Consider the following 16,707-nt stretch of genomic DNA (forward strand, 5'->3'; position numbering starts at 1 on the left):
TGATCGGTATTGACACCTTGTTGGGTGTGACTACATGGTGGGAGTCACTACCGTTTTAGGTACCTCTCACAAAGGAGTGGAGATGCCTTCTGCTACCTCTCCGGCGTCCGGCACTGTCGCCTCGGCAGGTCCGGACAGCCCTGTCATCTCTCTCCCCCGGTTGGGCTTTGCCGTCGTCACGTCGAGCGTCGGAGCGCTCGTCGCGCTGTTCACCCCGGTGACACTGCTGCTGACGCTGAAGATCGACTCACTCACCGACTCCGGAGCCGAGACGGCGTTCGGCCTCATCACGGGGGCGGGCGCGATTTTCGCCTTCGTGGCCAACCCGATCGCCGGCCATGTCAGTGACCGGACCGCGGCCCGGTTCGGCCGTCGGCGCACCTGGATCCTCGCCGGCTCTCTCTGCGGGTCCCTCGTGGTGGTCGCCCTCGGTTTCACGACCGCGGTCTGGCAGGTCGCGGTCCTGTGGTTCCTGACGCAGACCGTCTTCAACTTCCAGATGGCGGCCACGGGCGCGCTGTTCGCCGAGCAGGTGCCCGCCGAGCGGAGGGGCACCTTCTCCGGGCTCATCGGGCTGATGGGCGCGCTCGCGCCGCTCATCGGCATCGCCGCGGTCAGCGGTTTCTCCGATCAGCGGGTCAAGTGGTGTGTCCTCGCCGGAATCTCGGCGTTCCTGGGAGTCCTCGCCGTCCTGCTGGTGCGGGAACGACCTCGGGAGAAGACCGCCCCGAAAGCGGCTCCGCGCCCGGCGGAACTCCTGAAGTCCTTCTGGCTGAACCCCCGGGACCATCCCGCGTTCGGCTGGGTGTGGGCGCTGCGCTTCCTGGTCATCTGCGGTGCGGCGAGCAGCAGTTACAACGCCTTCTTCGCCCTGCACCGGCTCGGTCTCGACGACGACGCCGCCCAGGCTTTCGTCCTGGTGACGGCGGCCGCCAGCGTCGTGCCCATGGCGATCGCGGGTCTGGTCGCCGGCCCGCTCTCCGACCGGATCCAGCGGCAGAAGCCGTTCATCATCGCCGGGGGCGCCATCATCGTCGTCGGGCTCGTCCTCATGGCGATCGCGCAGACGCGCGGGGTCGCCTACGCGGCGGCATCGGTGGTCGGCCTGGGCACCGGCACCTTCGTCTCGGTCGACTCGGCCATCTCCATCCGCCTGCTGCCCAACGCCGAGGACGTCGGCAAGGACCTCGGCATCCTCAACCTGGCCAACACGCTCCCGCAGTCCGTGGTGCCGTTCATTGCGCCGCTCCTGCTCTTCATCGGCGGGTTTCCGGCCCTCTACCTCACGCTCGCCGTCCTCGTCGTCGCCGGTGTGGCCACCGTGTTCCGGCTGCCGGAGATCGGCCGTGAGGGCGATCCGCGCTGGGCCCTCCTCACCCGTGACCGCGCGCCCGTCGCTCCGGAAGCTCCGGGTGCGCTCGAACCCCTCCCGTCGAAGGAGATCTCATGAACACCCTGTCCGTGTCCTCGTACAGCCTCCGCGAGCAGTTCGGCCCGCTGGCCTTCGACTTCGTGGACCCCCAGGGCAACCCCGTCCACCTCGAACTGCCTTATCCGAAGCTGCTGAACCTGTCGGAGTTCCCGGCCCGCGCCAGGGACACCTTCGGCGTCGACACCGTCGAGACCGTGGCCTTCCAGTTCGCCGGCCTCGACGACCCGGAGCTCGACCTGTTCGGCGACGCGCTCGCCGCGTCCGGTGTCCGGCTGGTCAACGCCGCGATCGACGTCGGCGACCTGCTCGAACCCGACGCCGACAAGCGCGCGGCGGACATCAAGCTGATCGAGCGGTGGATCGAGCGGTTCACCGCCATGGGGTCGCAGTTCGTACGGGTCAACCCCGGCTCGCCCTTCAGCCACCACAACGAGGCCACGCCCCCGGCGCAGCTGATCGACGGACTCGGCGAGGTCGGCGCGTTCGCGAAGCGGCACGGCTCCCGGCTGCTCGTGGAGAACCACGGCGGCCCGAGCGGCGACCCGGTCTGGATGGGGCGGTTGCTGGACGCCGTGGGGCACGACGCCTGCGGCCTGCTGCTCGACCTCGGCAACTTCGACGTCCTCACGTCCCACGCGATGGCGGGGTTCGGCGACACGGAGGGCGTCGAGCCCGCCGTCCCGGCCGAGCTGTACGCGTCGCTCGACCTGACCCCCGTGTACGACGCCGTCGACGCGCTGGCCATGTACACCGAGCTGGTCAGCCTCAAGGCGAACTACGTCACCGAGGACGGTGCCGTCGGACCCGTCGACCTGCCGCGCGCGCTCGGAATCCTCGCCGCCCACGGCTACGCAGGCCCGCTCTCGGTCGAGTACGAGGGCACCGGCGGCGACCCCTGGGCCAAGAGCGCCCGCGTTCTCGAAGTCGCCGAGTCCGCACTCGCCGAATCCGGCACCGCCCCCCACACCGCCCCGTAGGCAAGGAGGAGTTCCGCCATGAACGACACGATCCGCAGCACCGAAGAGGTCGACGTCCTCATCATCGGTTCCGGCCCCGCCGGCGCCACCTACGCCCGGACCATCGGCGACGCACGGCCGTCCACGCGCATCCTCATGGCCGAGGTCGGACCCGCCATCCCCGGCCGCCGCGGCGAGCACACCCAGAACATGACCGACGCCGATCGGACCGCGGCCCAACTGCTCACCCAGGGACCGGACTCGGGCGTGCGGCGGGCCACGGCGCTGGCCGACATCGCGCCGGGCATCGACCCCAGCCTGGAGTTCCGGGCCGCGCTGCTCCCCGGTCTGTTCCCCCTCGACCCCAGCCCCCGGCTCGCCGACGGCGAGGTCGGGCTGCCCGGGGCGAGCATGGCGAGCGGCGTGGGCGGGATGGGCATCCACTGGGGTACCAGCACCCCGCGCCCCCACCAGTCCGAACGCGTCCCCTTCCTCCCCGGCGACGAACTCGACGCGGCACTCGACCACGCCGAGCGGCTGCTCGGTGTGACCACGCACGAGCCGGCCGGCCTGAGCGCCGCGATCCAGAAGGCGATGGCGGAGGAGTTCAACGGGCCCGGCCTCACCCCGGTCACCTCCGGAGCGAGCGCCAGCCACTGGGAGGGCGACACCCTGGTGTTCTCCGGCACCGGCGTGATCCTGGGCGACCTGGAGCGGACCGTGCCCGGCTTCGAGCTGCGGGCCGAGACGCTGGCCCGCCGGGTGCTCGTCGCGGACGGGACCGCGGTCGGCGCCGTGCTGGAGAACCGCCGTACCGGAGAGACGTACCAGGTCAAGGCGGGTCATGTCGTGGTGTGCGCGGACGGGCTGCGTACTCCGCAGGTGCTGTTCGCCTCCGGGATCCGGCCACGCGCGCTCGGCCATTACCTCAACGAGCACTTCCAGATGAACACGTTCGTCACCCTGCACGACGAGTTCGACCCGGCCACCTTCGACCAGGACGGCGGCAGCCTCGGGGGCGCCTCCGTCCCGTTCTCCGACGCCCGGCCGATGCAGGGCGGCATCGTGACCCTGGCCAACTCGCCGTACACGCTGCCGTTCGGGGACGAGCTGTCGCTCTCCCGGCTCGGCATCGCCGTCTGGTACGGCGCGAAGGACATCCGGTACCGCGACGCCGTCGAGTTCAGCGAGACCGAGACCGACGGGTACGGCATGCCGAGGATGACCATCCGCTACGCCCACACGGACAAGGACCGCGCGACGATCGAGGCCATGCGGGAGAACTCCGTCCGCGGCGCCTGCCGTATCGGCACGGTCCTCGACCGGCCCGAGTTCGCGGTCGGCGGCTCGTCCCTGCACTACCAGGGCACGGTCCGGATGGGGGAGTCCAACGACGGCGAGTCGGTGTGCGACCAGTACCTGCGGGTCTGGGACGTCGACAACCTGTACGTCGGCGGCAACGGCGTCATCCCCACCGCCACGGCGGCCAACCCCACGCTCACCATGGTCGCGCTCGCCTGGCGGGCGGCCGTCCAACTCGCCCAGGAACTCGGTGACTTGGAGGGGGCGGCCCGTGCGACCGCGCGGTAGCGGCACCGCGGTGCGGGCGGCGATCGTCGGCGGTGGCATGGTCGCTGCCGTCCACCGGCGCGCGATCCGGGCGGCGGGCGGCATGGTGGCCGGCGTGCTCGGCTCCCGGCCCGCGCGCTCCGCCGAGATCGCCGCCGACTGGGGAGTGGCCGCCTTCCCCGACCTCGACGCGCTCCTCGCCGCGGACGTCGACGTGGTCCATGTGTGCACGCCCAACGCGACGCACGCCTCCTACGGGACGGCCGTACTCGGGGCGGGCCGGCACCTCGTCTGCGAGAAGCCGATCGCGACCTCCGTGCCGGAGGCGGCGGAACTGGCCGCCGTCGCCGCGGCGGCCGGCCTGGTCGCGACGGTGCCGTTCGTCTACCGCTACCACCCGATCGTCCGCGAGCTGCGGGCGCGCGGGCTGGCCGGGGAGTTCGGCAACTGGCATCTGCTGCACGGCAGTTACCTCCAGGACTGGATGCTGTCGCCCACCGCCGGGAACTGGCGGGTCCGGGCCGAGGCGGGCGGGCGCTCACGCGCCTTCGCCGACATCGGCTCGCACTGGTGCGACCTGGTGGAGTTCGTCTCCGGTGAACGCTTCGACGTACTCACGGCGTTGACGTCGATCGCCGTCCCGGAGCGCCCGGAGGGCTCGGCGGCGAGCTTCACCGCGGCCGCCGACGCCACCCCGCTCGTACCGGTCGCGACCGAGGACACCGCGGTCGTCATGCTGCGGACCGCCACCGGCGTACCCGGGAACGTGGTGGTGTCACAGGTCTCCGCCGGGCGGCGCAACCGGCTCTGGTTCGAACTCGACGGCGCGGCCGGCTCCGCCGTCTTCGACCAGGAGAACCCGGAATCCGCCTGGCTCGGCACGCCCGACGGCGCCACGGTCATCGCCCGCGGAACAGGCCCGCTCTCCGCCGACCAGCAACGGCTGTCGTACCTTCCCGGCGGCCATGCCCAGGGCTACCAGGACTGCTTCGACGCCTTCGTGGCCGACACCTACGCCGCGATCGCCGGGGACAAGCCGACCGGGCTGCCGACCCTGGAGGACGGGCTGCGCTCCGCCCGGATCGTCGACGCCGTACTCGACTCGGCGGCGTCCGGGGTCTGGACCCCCATCGAAAGGACACTGCCATGACCACCGGCACGCACCCGGTGACGCTGTTCACCGGTCAATGGGCCGACCTCCCCCTGGAGGAGGTGGCCCGGCTCGCCTCCGGGTGGGGCTACGACGGGCTCGAAGTCGCCTGCTCCGGCGAGCACTTGGACGTGTGGCGTGCCGCCGAGGACGACGCCTACCTGCGCGGCCGGCTCGACATCCTCGACAGGTACGGGCTCAAGGTGTGGGCGATCTCCAACCACCTGAAGGGCCAGGCCGTCTGCGACGACCCGATCGACTTCCGGCACCGGGCGATCGTCGGCAGCCGGGTGTGGGGCGACGGGGACGCCGAGGGAGTACGCGGGCGCGCGGCCGAGGAGTTGAAGCTCACGGCGCGGGTCGCCCGCAGGATGGGCGTGGACACCGTCGTCGGCTTCACCGGATCGAAGATCTGGCAGTACGTCGCCATGTTCCCGCCGGTGCCCGCCGCCGTCGTCGAAGCGGGCTACGAGGACTTCGCCGACCGCTGGAATCCCGTCCTCGACGTGTTCGACGGGGAGGGCGTGAGGTTCGCGCACGAGGTCCACCCCGGCGAGATCGCCTACGACCACCACACCAGCGTCCGGGCGCTCGAAGCGATCGGTCACCGGACGGCGTTCGGCTTCAACTGGGACCCCAGCCACATGATGTGGCAGCACATCGACCCGGTCGGCTTCATCGCCGACTTCGCCGATCGCGTCTACCACGTCGACTGCAAGGACACCCGGATCCGGCCGGCCGACGGCCGCCGCGGCGTGCTCGGCTCCCACCTGCCCTGGGGGCATGTGCGCCGCGGCTGGGACTTCGTCTCGACCGGGCACGGCGACGTGCCGTGGGAGGACTGCTTCCGAGCGCTCCGTGCCATCGGCTACGACGGCCCCGTCTCCGTCGAGTGGGAGGACGCCGGCATGGACCGGCTCCGGGGCGCCGCGGAAGCGGTGACGTTCGTGCGCTCGCTGCTGTGGAAGCTTCCCGAGGCCGCTTTCGACACGGCGTTCAGCAGTCAGGAGTGAGATTCGAGGACTCCGCGTCGCCCATGCCCTGTATCCCGCACAGGATGGTGTCGACGAGGCTGTCGAGGAACTCCGGTGTGGCGGGCTGCCGTACGAGCAGGCGGTAGAGCATCGCTCCGACGAGGGCCTCGGCGGCGGCGGTGGCGGATTCCGGCTGTGCCGCGGGTGCGGCGTTCCGCAGCCGTGCGGTGAGGGCGTCCTCGGACGCCGCGGTGACGTGGTTGTAGAACCTGACGGCCACGTCGTCGCTCTCGGCCGCCGCGGCGGTGGAGGCACGGATCAGCGCCGCGCTCCGGGGCTCGGCGAGGTGGTCGGCGAAGGCCCCCAGCCAGTCACGCAGATCGCGTCGGACGGCGCCCGTGTTCGGGACGGGGGTCGTGGCGGGGAAGCCGTAGCCGTCGAGAACGCACTCGGCGACCAGGGCGCTCTTGGACGGATACCAGCGGTAGACGGTCTGCTTGCCCGCGCCGGCGGCTGCCGCGATGCGGTCGATCGACAGCTTGTCGTAGCCGTGGGCGGCGAGCTCGTCGCGGGTCGCTTCGAGGACGGCCCGGCGTACGGCTTCGCTGCGGGTACGGCCGCGTCGCGTGTCGGACATGTTGACGAGCGTAGCTGGCCGCGTAGGGTGAGTATTCAGCGAGACAAAAAGTCTCGAATTGGAGATCGGATACGCGTCATGGGCGGACACGTGCTGGTCGTCATCGGGGCCGGCGGTGTGGGCGAGGCCGTCGCCCGCCGGCTGGGCCGGGGCCGGACCGTTCTGTTCGCCGACATCGGCGAACAGACCCTCAAGCGCGCCGGGACGGTACTGACCGGTGAGGACCTGACCGTCGTGACGCGCGTCGTGGACGTGACCTCCGCCGACTCTGTGCGCGAGCCGGCGGGCGCGGCCCGGGAAGCGGGCGAGGTCACGCGGGTCGTGCACACGGCCGGCCTGTCACCGGTCCAGGCCTCCGTCGAGGCGATCGTGGGCGACCTCGGCGGCGCCGTGACGAACCACGGACCCTGACGGCGATCGGCGAACGGCTCTCCGTACCGGCCCAGGTGCTCCAACCGGCGTTCACACGCCTGGAGCCGAGCGGCTCGACGACTGGGGCAGCGGCCCCGAACTGCAAGCCGCGGCCGACCGGAAACCCGCACCACCGACACAGGAGACCGAACATGCCCATCAACCGCACCGCGATGATCGACTACATGGACGCCCGTATCGCGAAGACCGACGACCCGAAGCACCTCGGACTGCTGAAGATGCTGCGCGCGCACATGATGGGCGAGGTCAACGAGGACGTGGACGCGCTCCTCGCGACGATCTCCCCGGTGCGCCAGCAGTACCGCAGCTGGGGCTCCCCGGAGGACATGCAGCCGGCTTCGCGAGAAGCGATCCGGGCGTTCTACCTGGAGCGACAGGCGCTGGGGCAGCTGTACTTCCAGTTCGACATCGAGTGGTGACCGCGAAAGACGGCGTGACGTGAGTGCGGTGCGAACCAATCCGGGGTGGAGAGCGGTTTCGGATCAAGGGTGAGCGGGCCGGGACGGCCGGCGCTTACTCCGGAGGCTGAATCGCATGATCACGTTGGTTCTGATCGGTTTGCTGGGCGGCCTGATCACGGCGGTGTCGCCCTGCATCCTGCCCGTGCTTCCGGTGGTGTTCCTGGCGGGAGGTCCCGGCGGCCAGGCCGGGGCGGGGCCGCCGCCGGGGGCGCGTGGAGACGTGCCGGTCGGCTCCGGGGGCGGGCGCGGGGGCGGGAGCACCAGCCCCGGCGGGGCCGTGTCGGCTGCGGGGGACGTGCTTGTCGTCGAGCCGGCATCGGGTGCGCCTGTGCGCAATCGGCGGCCGTATGCCGTGGTCGCCGGGCTGGTGCTGAGTTTCAGCTTCTTCACGCTGCTCGGGGTGACGATCATCTCCGCGCTCGGGCTGCCCGACGACATCCTGCGTTACGTCGGGCTGGTGATGCTGGTCCTGATCGGGCTGAGTCTCGTGTTTCCGCCGGTCGAGCGGCTGTTGGAGAGGCCCTTCGCGCGGATTCCGCAGCGGCAGGTCAACAAGGAGGGCAGCGCGTTCGTCCTCGGGCTGGGGCTCGGTCTGCTGTACGTGCCCTGCGCGGGACCGGTGCTGGCGGCCATCACCGTCGCCGGTGCGCGGGGCGAACTGAACCTCGGCATCGTCGCGTTGACCGTCTCGTTCGCTGTGGGTACGGCGCTGCCGTTGCTGGTGTTCGCGCTGGCCGGGCGGCGGGTGGCCGAGCGGATCGGGGCGTTCCGCAAGCGGGCCAGGAAGCTGCGGATCGTCGCGGGATGCCTGATGATGGCGCTCGCGCTGGCCCTGGCCTTCAACGTCACCGACGCGATCCAGCGGGCGCTGCCCGACTACACCTCGGCGGCGCAGAAGAAGATCGAGGACAGCGACGTGGCCCGGCAGAAACTCTCGGGGCTCTACGACAACTCCAACAAGGCGCTGTCCCGTTGCGAGGACGGTGTGGACGAGTTGCGCTCCTGCGGGCAGGCGCCCGCCATCGCCGGGATCTCGAAGTGGCTCAACACCCCCGGCGGACAACCGGTCGACCTGAAGAAGGAGCGCGGCAAGGTCGTACTGATCGATTTCTGGACCTATTCGTGCATCAATTGCCAGCGCAGTCTGCCGCACATCGAGGCGTGGAACCGTGCCTACAAGAGCGCCGGTCTTGAGATCATCGGGGTGCATTCCCCGGAGTTCGCCTTCGAGAAGAAGGCGTCCAATGTCGCCGACCAGGCACGCAAGTTGGGCGTCGGCTATCCGGTGGCCCTCGACAACAAGCTGACGACCTGGGACAACTACCGCAATCGGTTCTGGCCCGCCAAGTACCTGATCGACGCCCGAGGGACCGTGCGTTACTTCAAGTTCGGCGAGGGACAGTACGCGCAGACCGAGGACCTCATCCGGACTCTGCTCAAGCAGGCGAACCCGAGCGTCCAACTGCCCCCGAAGACCGGGCAGAAGGACCCGCGGCTCACGAAGGACCGCACCCCGGAGACCTATCTGAGCAACCTGCGCATCAGTGGCTACGTCGGTGACCCGCTTCTGGACGGCAAGCCCAAGTCCTATCGCTTCGCCGGCGACATCCCGGTCAACAGCCTTTCCCTGGACGGGACTTGGACGGCCGGGTACCAGTACTTCACCGCGGGCGACCACGCCCGACTCGCCTTCACCTATCGGGCGAGGAACGCCAACGTGGTCCTCGCGGGCAAGGGCACCGTCACCGTCCTGGTCGACGGCAAGGTCGTGAGGACGGTCCCGGTCGAGGGAACTCCCACCCTGTACAAGCTCGTTGACGACAGCGCGGCCCGTACCGCGCACCTGGAACTCCGGCTCACGCCCGGCATCCAGGCGTACTCCTTCACCTTCGGCTAGAGCCGAACGCGGTTGGACCCGAACGCGGTTGGACCCGGCAGGCCGGCCGGGTCCAACCGCGTTCGGTTCGGTCAGGCGGCCGGAGACCGCTCCAGTTCCCGCTTGAGGTTGCGCAGGGTCGTCTCGATGTTGCGGGACTGGTGGTCGGCGAACGTCCTGCCCGAAGTGACCACCCGGTCAAAGGTGTTGGCGACGAACGCCGGCCACGCGCGCCGGTCGTCGGTCCAGGTCTCGGTCACCCGGGTGCCCCCGCCGACCGGTTCGAAGCGGTACTCCCACGTGGCGATCGGGCCGCGCAGCCGGGGACGGCTGCGGCCGATCGCGTGGACCCGGAAGGCGAAACGGCGGCCGGGATCGGCCGCCGTGACCGTGCACCGCGTCACCCACCGGAACCGGCCCCGCTTGTTGCGCCCGACGAACGTCGTGCCCAGGGTGGCGGAGTCGCCGTCAGCCGAGCCCCCGCCCGCGGAGTCGGCCGTAGTGCCCAGGTTCTCGGGACTCCAGCGGCCCATGTCGGCGGGGCGGCTCACGGCCTGGTAGACGGCCTCGGGGGAGACGTCGACGACGATGCTGCCGCTCACGGTGAACAGACGGGCCACGGGACTTCCTCTCGTCTCGTCGGAAACACGAAGCTACTGTCGAGTAGCAATCATGGCAGGTGGTGGGGGTCGGCGGGAATCCGTGGGAGTCCGGGGGAATCGGGTGAGATCAGGGGAGATCAGGGGGCGAGCGCGGACCATGCCTGCCAGGCCGCGTCGAGGTCCGTGTGCCAGTGCAGGCGTGCGTCGTCCGCCGTGGTGCGGGAGCGGAGCAGGGGCGGGGCGAGCAGGTGGATCGTGGTGGGGCCGGCCGGCCAGAGCGGGTTCGGCAGGAACTCGTCCTGCGGCAGCCGGAGTTGGCGTAGATCGAGCCCGACCGCCGTGGTGCCGGCGCACCGGGCGGTCAGTTCGATGTGCAGGGCGCGGCTCGTGACCGGGGTGAGTCTGCCTGCCGCCGCGCACCACAGGCCCGTGTCCGAGACGGCGAGCACGCGGATGCGGAAGAGCGCCGACATGTGCCTCGTCCCCCCTCGGGAGTTGTGTACAGCGGTGAGGGGCGAGGCTCTGAGTGCCTCGCCCCTCACCGTCTCCCCGTCACAGGAGTCGGGTGGCCGGGTACCGCGATGTCGGGTCCCGGCGCTGCTGGTGGTCCGTCAGCTGGTGGGCATCAGGACGGTGTCGACGATGTAGACGGTGGCGTTGGCGGTCTTGACGTTGCCGCAGACGACCTTGGAGGAGTCGTTGACGGTGTACGACTCACCGGAGCCGGAGGTGGTGAGCTTCGACTTCTCCAGGGTGTCGAAGGAGCCCTTCTCCAGGTCCTTGGGCGTGAGCTTCTGCCCGACCACGTGGTACGTGAGGATCTTCGTCAGCTGGGCCTTGTCGGCCAGGACCTTGTCCAGGGTGGCCTTCGGGATCTTGGCGAAGGCGTCGTTGGTGGGCGCGAACACGGTGATGTTCTGGGCGTTGTTGAGGGTGTCGACGAGCCCGGCCTTCTTCACCGCGGCCACGAGTGTGGACAGCGCGGGGTTGTTGGAGGCGGCGGTGGCGACCGGGTCCTGCGCCATGCCGTCGAAGGAACCGGAGCCGCTCTTCGGGACGGCCGCGCAGCCGGTGCCGAACGGCTGGTCGGCGGTCGTGGCGCCGGCGTTGTTCATGCTGTCGCTGGAGGCGGACGCCTTGGTGGAGGCGTCGGACTTCGCGGAGTCGCTGCCGTTGCCGCTGCTGCCGCAGGCGCTGAGGGCCAGCGGCAGTACGGCGGAGGCGGCGAGGACGACGGCGGTACGGCGGATACGGGTGCTCATGATGTCTCTCCTGTTGAGGGTGCGGCGGGTGCCGCCTGTAGACGGGGTGAGAAAGGTCGTTCGGGGTCGGCCGGACCGACTGGCGGAGACGCCCGCGCCGGCGTACCGGAATCGCCGCGCGAAAAGCACGCTGTGCGAATTCCGCACCCGGGGGATCTGCTCGTTGTCGGTCACGTGGGGAATCCGGTTCCGAAAGCTCGGCGGATTGGCCATCTGCCCGATCGGATGAATCTTTTTCCCAGACCAATCCGCGGCCGGACCGGCTACGGATATGCGGGTTGCCGGGATTCGATTCCGCCGGGGAATATGCGTTTCCGCAGCTGTCCGCCGAGGTGTCCGCGACGGATTACCTGTGAGAGTGGAAGGAGCTGATGTGCCATGGATGCCGTGAATGCCATAGATGCCGTGGAACGCTCGTACGTGAGCTTCGCGTCCGCACCGGAGAGTGGTCTGTGCTCCGTGCGCGGTGAGGTGCGCGGCCAACTGGCGCGGTGGGGGCGGAGCGAGCTGGCCGAGGACGCCGTGCTCGTCGTCAGCGAGTTGCTGGGCAACGCCTTCGGACACGGCGCGGGGCCGGTCCGCCTGTCGCTCGCTCTGCACGAGCGGGCGGGGCACCAGTGGCTGATGATCCAGGTCAGCGACACCAGCCCGGGCTTCGACACCGAGGTGATCCGGGCGAGGTGGACACGTCCGTCGGCCGCGCTGAGCGGAGGCGGCCGTGGGCTGCTGCTGGTCGAGGCACTGTCCCGGGCCTGGGGCGACCGGCACCATCGCCGGGGTCACACGGTCTGGGCCGATCTGCCGCGGAGTGTCTCCGCAGGGTCTCCTCGGGGGCTCCTCAGGCAGGGAAGGGCGTCAGGGTGAGTGGGGTGGTCGTGGGCTGTTTCGAGCCGCCCGCGGGTTCGACGGTGATGCCCATGCCCGAGGCTCCGTCCACGGCGCCTCGTAGGAGAACGGCCTGGTCGCTGCGGGTGGGGTTCATCAGGCCCGCCGATCGCATGGTGCCGCTGTCGTCGTACCAGAGCTGGTAGACCTTCCCGGCGGGCACGCGGGGCATTCCGGAGACGACGAACACGGCCTTGTCCTGGCCGTGGGAGACGATCACCGTGCCGAGGGCGTTTCCGGGCAGGTGCACGGCCTGGGTACGGGCGTCCGGTGCGGCGAGTACGGCGGCGATCCGCCCCGTGCCCTGTTCGGCCCGGTGTGCCTGGGCGAGCGCGCTCTCGGCGCGCTGGTGCTGCCACACCGCCGTACCGCCCAGCGCGGTGGCCGCCGCGAGACAGGCGGCGAGCGCCCACCGTGACAACAGCCGGCCCCGCCGCGGCGTGGCGCCGGAACGGAGCAGCGGGGTGCCGGCCGGGGCTTCCTGGCGGACGGTGGTGATACGGCCCAGGACCCGCTCGCGCATCTCCCGGCGGGGTTCCACGGACACGGCGAGTCCCAGGCGGGCGGCCGTGGCGCTGAGTTCGGCGGTTTCCTGGGCGCACGGTTCGCAGTCCGCGAGATGCCGCTCGAACGCCTCGCGTTCCTCGTCGGACAGGGCGTGCAGGGCGTAGGCGCCGGTCAGCCGGTGCAGGTCAGCGGTGATCACGCGGTCACTCCCAGGCAGTCGCGGAGCCGGATGAGGCCGTCCCTCAGTCGGGTTTTGACGGTGCCGAGCGGCAGCGTGAGCGCCTCGGCGACCTGGCGGTAGGTCAGTCCCCGGTAGTAGGCGAGGGTGACGGCCTGGCGCTGGATCTCGGTCAGCGTGCGCAGACAGCGCCGTACCTGTTCCCGCTCCAGCCGGGTCTCGACCTGTTCGGTCACCTCGTCGAACTCCGGGGTACGGGCGAGCAGCGCCGCCTTGTGGTCCCGGGCCGCCGCGGCCTCCACGGACCGCACCCGGTCGATGGCGCGGCGGTGGGCCAGGGTGAGGATCCAGTTGACGGCCGTCCCGCGGTCGGAGCGGTAGCGGGGTGCGGTGCGCCACACCTCCACCAGCACCTCCTGGGCGACCTCCTCCGACTGCGCGTGGTCGCGCAGCACGGCGCGGGCCACACCGAGGACCGGGCTGACGACGGCGTCGTAGACCGCGGCGAACGCGTCTTCGTCCCCCAGGGCGACCCGGGCCATCAGCTCTTCCAGGTCCGGCCGGGCCGCGGGATTTCCGCCGATACTGATGGCTTCTTTCACAAGGGTCCTTCGTGAGTACGACATCTCCGGACGTAATCCGAACCTGACACATCCCACGGATTGGTCCCGTCGAAGCCGAACCGGACTACCGGACCCGGACCCGGACCCGGACCCGGACCCGGACCCGGGTTCCGCCCCGCCGTGTCACGCGAGGGCCGTCGGCAGGTCCTTCAGCGTCGGGTCCGCGATGCGGGCCGTGAGGGCGGCGGTGAAGCGGTCGGCGCGCAGTACCCGGAAGGGTCTGGAGTGGTACGGGCGGGTCGTCGGGTCCACGCGGTCGGTCAGGTTCAGTTGGTTGTGGATGCCGGCCGCCGCTTCGTAGGCGTAGGCGAGGTGTTTCTCCCTCGTGTGCCAGTCCGTGGCCGAGAGGGCGGCCGTGAGGACCGGGATCAGGCGGTGGCCGGCCGTCGTGCGGGCGAAGGCGGTGCCCAGCCATTTGTTGTACGGGGGGTAGCGGCGGTCCATGAGGAGGCACAGGCGCATCAGGGTCCGGGTGAGGCCGGCCGCCGCTGTCGCCGAGCCGAGTTCGTCGCCCACCTCGCCGCAGCGGCCTACGAAGGCCTCCTCCTGGGCGATGCGGTTCCACTCGCGGGCCAGGACGTGGAGCCAGATGTCTCGGGGGTACCAGCGGAGGGCGTGGCGGGCCGGGCCGAGTTCGTGCAGGCCGTCGTGGAAGACCGCGCCTCCTGTGACCTCGGCCAGGAGTTGCGTGGGGGGTGCCAGCCAGTCGGCGGCAGTGATTTCGTGGGTGGGGTCGAAGCCGAGCGTTGCCTCGAACCACGCCGCGGTGTGGGTGACTTCGACTCTGTGGTGGACCGGGCCGGTTGTGGTGCGCATGACTCTGACGTCGCCGTCGGCCGTCGGGGCGAAGTTCGTCGGGTAGCCGTGGAAGGTTTTCGGGAGGTGCTCGGCCAGGTGGTGCCGGATGCGGCCCGCGTGGCGGGGGACGTCGCGGGGGCGGAGGAAGAGCTGGAGGCGCGGGCCCCATTCGTGGTCCGTCGAGCGGGGGGTGTCGTAGCCCAGGACCTCGGAGCCGCCGCCGATGCGGGCGGCGGAGTGCGGGATGTCGGGGGCGGCGTCTTCGAGGAGGGGGCGGACGGCCTCTGTGTAGAAACGGCGGGAGAGTTCGAGGCCCGGTAAAAAAGTTGGCGTATCCGTGAAGCTCATGCCCCGACCCTGCCCAGTCTCGGCATGATCGTGCGCGCGAATTCTCGCCGTCGCCCCCTCAACTCCCGGACACGGACGCCCAGTCGGGCGGACGGGCAGGTGGCCGACCGGTCACCGGTGCCCTCCCAGCTCCCGCAACGCCCCGTCCGTCAGCCGGTACACCGTCCACTCGTCCTGGGGCCGGGCGCCCAGCGCCTCGTAGAAGTCGATCGCGGAGCGGTTCCAGTCGAGGACGGACCACTCCAGGCGTTCGTAGCCGCGGTCGACGCAGATGCGGGCGAGTTCGGTGAGGAGGGCCTTGCCGTGGCCGGTGCCGCGGGCGGTGGGGCGGACGTACAGGTCCTCCAGGTAGATGCCGTGGACGCCGCGCCAGGTCGAGAAGTTGAGGAACCAGAGGGCGAAGCCGACCGGTTCGCCGGTGGTGTCGTCGGTCGCGATGTGGGCGTAGGCGCCGGGGTGTCGGCCGAAGAGGGCCTCGTGGAGCTGTTCCGGGGTCGCCCTCGCCTCCTGGGGTTCCTTTTCGTAGGCGGCGAGTTCGCGGATCAGGGCGTGGATGACGGGGATGTCGGTGGGGATCGCGGTGCGGATCATGCCGAGAGGGTAGACGCGCTCGGGTCCTTGCCGGGGTCGTGCGGAGCGTGCTCGCGGCGCGGGAGCAGGAGCGGGCTGGCCAGCAGCAGGACCCCCGCGAGCGCGATCGCCGTGCGCGGGGTCGTGGCCGCCGCCAGCAGCCCCCACGCGGCCGTCAGTGCCGCGATCGCCGCGCTGGTGCTGATGGACCAGGCGGTGAGGGTGCGGGCCACGCGTTCGGGGGCGGTGCGGGTGAGCCGGGCGGTGGCCAGGAGGGGGTTGAAGACGCCGATGCAGGTCACCAGGCCGAGTTGGACGGCGGTGACGAGGAGCATCCCGGGGACTCCGGGGCGGACGAACGCCAGGCCGATCGGCCAGCACGCGCGCAGTGTCCCGGAGACCAGCATCACCCGGTGCTGCCCGAACCGGGCCGCCAGCGGGCGCGCGAGGCGCGATCCGACGAAGCCCCCGACGCCGGAGGAGGCCGCGAGCGCGAGGGCGTACTGCCAGGGCGAGAAGCCGAGGCGACCCAGCATGAGGACGGCGAGCAGCGGCTCGGCGGCCATGATCAGGCCGTTGACCACCATCGCGTTGAGGAGCAGCGGGCGCAGGGTGGGGTGGGCGAGGAGGTAGCGCCAGCCGTCGAGCAGCTCGCCCGCGCGCAGCCGCGGCGCACCGCTCCGCCCGGGGCGCGGTTCCGTCCCGCCGATGGCACGGATGCCGAGCGCCGAGAGCAGATAGCTGACCGCGTCGGCCACCACCGTCGTCACCGGGCCGAACAGCCCGATCGCCACCCCGCCGAGCGGTGGTCCGAGCATGGTCGAGGTCCAAGTCGTCGACTCGAAGCGGGCGTTGGCGACCAGCAGGTCTTCCCGTGGTACCAGCGCCTTCAGGTACGAGCCGCTGGCCGCGTTGAAGGCGATGGTCGCCGCGGCGACGACGACGGAGACCACGAGGAGCTGCGCGAAGGTGAGCAGCCCGAACGCGAACGCGACGGGGACGGTCAGCAGCGCCGCGAACCGGGTCAGGTCCATCGCGATCATCACCGGCCGCTTGCGCCGGAACTCCACCCACGGGCCCAGCGGTACGGCGACCAGGGCGCCCACCGCCCGCCCCGAGGCGGCCAGCACCGCGACCTGGGTCGGCCCGGAGTGCAGCACGAGGATCGCCATGAAGGAGAACGCGCCGAACCCGAGCCCGGTGCCGTACGAGCTGACCGCGAACGACGCCCACAGCCACCCGAACCGGCGCCCCAGCGCTCGCCTGCCCGTCATCCCCGCCCCACCCTCTCCGGAAAAATGTGACACTCTCCGCGGAATTGACACATTCTCCGGGACACCCACCCGCCGACCACGACCACGGCCACGACTTCGGCCACCGGCATCAAAGCGAGTGCCGGACGCCGAGATCAAACAACCGACTCGCCGGAAAGCCACAACCCTTGGTT

18 protein-coding genes are annotated in these 16,707 nt (G+C 70.8%); 9 read left to right on the plus strand and 9 right to left on the minus strand.

All coding sequences use genetic code 11. From position 1 onward, the window contains the following. The first annotated feature begins 82 nt into the window (after positions 1 to 82). The 5 genes from OG407_RS28885 to OG407_RS28905 are packed head-to-tail and all read left to right on the plus strand — an operon-like array spanning position 83 to position 6,120. Positions 83 to 1,450 (plus strand): MFS transporter, encoded by a 1,368-nt coding sequence (locus tag OG407_RS28885; RefSeq protein ID WP_405862432.1) that lies wholly within the window; start codon positions 83 to 85, stop codon positions 1,448 to 1,450. Continuing rightward, positions 1,447 to 2,409, plus strand: a complete 963-nt coding sequence (locus OG407_RS28890; RefSeq protein WP_405862434.1) for a sugar phosphate isomerase/epimerase family protein — start codon at positions 1,447 to 1,449, stop codon at positions 2,407 to 2,409. The genes OG407_RS28885 and OG407_RS28890 overlap by 4 nt, the downstream gene beginning before the upstream one ends. Positions 2,410 to 2,427: 18 nt before the next feature. Beyond that, a complete protein-coding gene (locus OG407_RS28895) occupies positions 2,428 to 3,978 on the plus strand; it encodes a GMC oxidoreductase (RefSeq protein ID WP_405862436.1) in 1,551 nt (516 codons plus the stop codon). Next, positions 3,962 to 5,107: a Gfo/Idh/MocA family protein gene (locus OG407_RS28900; protein WP_405862438.1), complete on the plus strand. Its 1,146-nt coding sequence runs from the start codon at positions 3,962 to 3,964 to the stop codon at positions 5,105 to 5,107. Before OG407_RS28895 ends, OG407_RS28900 begins: the two co-directional genes overlap by 17 nt. After that, complete coding sequence (locus OG407_RS28905; RefSeq protein WP_405862440.1) at positions 5,104 to 6,120, plus strand: sugar phosphate isomerase/epimerase family protein; 1,017 nt, start codon at positions 5,104 to 5,106, stop codon at positions 6,118 to 6,120. Before OG407_RS28900 ends, OG407_RS28905 begins: the two co-directional genes overlap by 4 nt. Here OG407_RS28905 and OG407_RS28910 read toward each other — a convergent pair. After that, a complete protein-coding gene (locus OG407_RS28910; protein WP_405862442.1) occupies positions 6,104 to 6,718 on the minus strand; it encodes a TetR/AcrR family transcriptional regulator in 615 nt (204 codons plus the stop codon). The two genes, OG407_RS28905 and OG407_RS28910, sit on opposite strands and share 17 nt — an antisense overlap. A gap of 78 nt (positions 6,719 to 6,796) precedes the next feature. Here OG407_RS28910 and OG407_RS28915 point away from each other — a divergent pair, with 78 nt between their 5' ends. The 3 genes from OG407_RS28915 (at position 6,797) to OG407_RS28925 (ending at position 9,508) form a co-directional block, all read left to right on the plus strand. Continuing rightward, on the plus strand, positions 6,797 to 7,129 hold the full coding sequence (locus OG407_RS28915; RefSeq protein WP_405862443.1) for a hypothetical protein: 333 nt from the start codon (positions 6,797 to 6,799) through the stop codon (positions 7,127 to 7,129). Positions 7,130 to 7,281: 152 nt separating this feature from the next. Further along, the gene (locus OG407_RS28920) at positions 7,282 to 7,569 is read left to right on the plus strand and encodes a hypothetical protein (RefSeq protein ID WP_405862445.1); all 288 of its coding nucleotides are present in this window, start codon (positions 7,282 to 7,284) and stop codon (positions 7,567 to 7,569) included. A gap of 115 nt (positions 7,570 to 7,684) precedes the next feature. Continuing rightward, positions 7,685 to 9,508 (plus strand): cytochrome c biogenesis protein CcdA, encoded by a 1,824-nt coding sequence (locus OG407_RS28925; protein ID WP_405862447.1) that lies wholly within the window; start codon positions 7,685 to 7,687, stop codon positions 9,506 to 9,508. Between the two features lie 71 nt (positions 9,509 to 9,579). Here the strand turns inward: OG407_RS28925 and OG407_RS28930 are convergent, their stop codons facing one another. The 3 genes from OG407_RS28930 to OG407_RS28940 all read right to left on the minus strand — a co-directional run bounded on the left by OG407_RS28930 (position 9,580) and on the right by OG407_RS28940 (position 11,351). Next, entirely contained in the window at positions 9,580 to 10,107 is a 528-nt protein-coding gene (locus tag OG407_RS28930; protein WP_405862449.1) for an SRPBCC family protein, read from the minus strand. Between the two features lie 119 nt (positions 10,108 to 10,226). Continuing rightward, complete coding sequence (locus OG407_RS28935) at positions 10,227 to 10,562, minus strand: hypothetical protein (RefSeq protein ID WP_405862451.1); 336 nt, start codon at positions 10,560 to 10,562, stop codon at positions 10,227 to 10,229. A 138-nt stretch (positions 10,563 to 10,700) separates the two neighbouring features. Beyond that, positions 10,701 to 11,351 carry a fasciclin domain-containing protein gene (locus OG407_RS28940; protein WP_405862453.1) on the minus strand — a complete coding sequence of 217 codons (651 nt, stop codon included), beginning with the start codon at positions 11,349 to 11,351 and terminating at the stop codon, positions 10,701 to 10,703. Between the two features lie 378 nt (positions 11,352 to 11,729). On the opposite strand from OG407_RS28940, the gene OG407_RS28945 reads away from it, so the two are divergent. After that, on the plus strand, positions 11,730 to 12,215 hold the full coding sequence (locus tag OG407_RS28945; RefSeq protein ID WP_405862455.1) for an ATP-binding protein: 486 nt from the start codon (positions 11,730 to 11,732) through the stop codon (positions 12,213 to 12,215). On the opposite strand, the gene OG407_RS28950 is transcribed toward OG407_RS28945, so the two are convergent. From OG407_RS28950 to OG407_RS28970, 5 genes are all read right to left on the minus strand, one after another. Continuing rightward, complete coding sequence (locus OG407_RS28950) at positions 12,190 to 12,942, minus strand: anti-sigma factor domain-containing protein (RefSeq protein WP_405862457.1); 753 nt, start codon at positions 12,940 to 12,942, stop codon at positions 12,190 to 12,192. The two genes, OG407_RS28945 and OG407_RS28950, sit on opposite strands and share 26 nt — an antisense overlap. After that, positions 12,939 to 13,523, minus strand: coding sequence for a sigma-70 family RNA polymerase sigma factor (locus tag OG407_RS28955; protein WP_403591993.1), 585 nt, complete (start codon positions 13,521 to 13,523; stop codon positions 12,939 to 12,941). Before OG407_RS28955 ends, OG407_RS28950 begins: the two co-directional genes overlap by 4 nt. Positions 13,524 to 13,667: 144 nt before the next feature. Beyond that, complete coding sequence (locus OG407_RS28960) at positions 13,668 to 14,690, minus strand: DUF4037 domain-containing protein (protein ID WP_405862459.1); 1,023 nt, start codon at positions 14,688 to 14,690, stop codon at positions 13,668 to 13,670. A gap of 111 nt (positions 14,691 to 14,801) precedes the next feature. Next, positions 14,802 to 15,281, minus strand: coding sequence for a GNAT family N-acetyltransferase (locus tag OG407_RS28965; protein ID WP_405862461.1), 480 nt, complete (start codon positions 15,279 to 15,281; stop codon positions 14,802 to 14,804). Continuing rightward, the gene (locus OG407_RS28970) at positions 15,278 to 16,534 is read right to left on the minus strand and encodes an MFS transporter (protein WP_405862463.1); all 1,257 of its coding nucleotides are present in this window, start codon (positions 16,532 to 16,534) and stop codon (positions 15,278 to 15,280) included. The genes OG407_RS28965 and OG407_RS28970 overlap by 4 nt, the downstream gene beginning before the upstream one ends. Positions 16,535 to 16,707 lie beyond the last annotated feature (173 nt).

It is taken from the genome of Streptomyces sp. NBC_01515, from assembly GCF_045040345.1.
GTDB lineage: Bacteria > Actinomycetota > Actinomycetes > Streptomycetales > Streptomycetaceae > Streptomyces.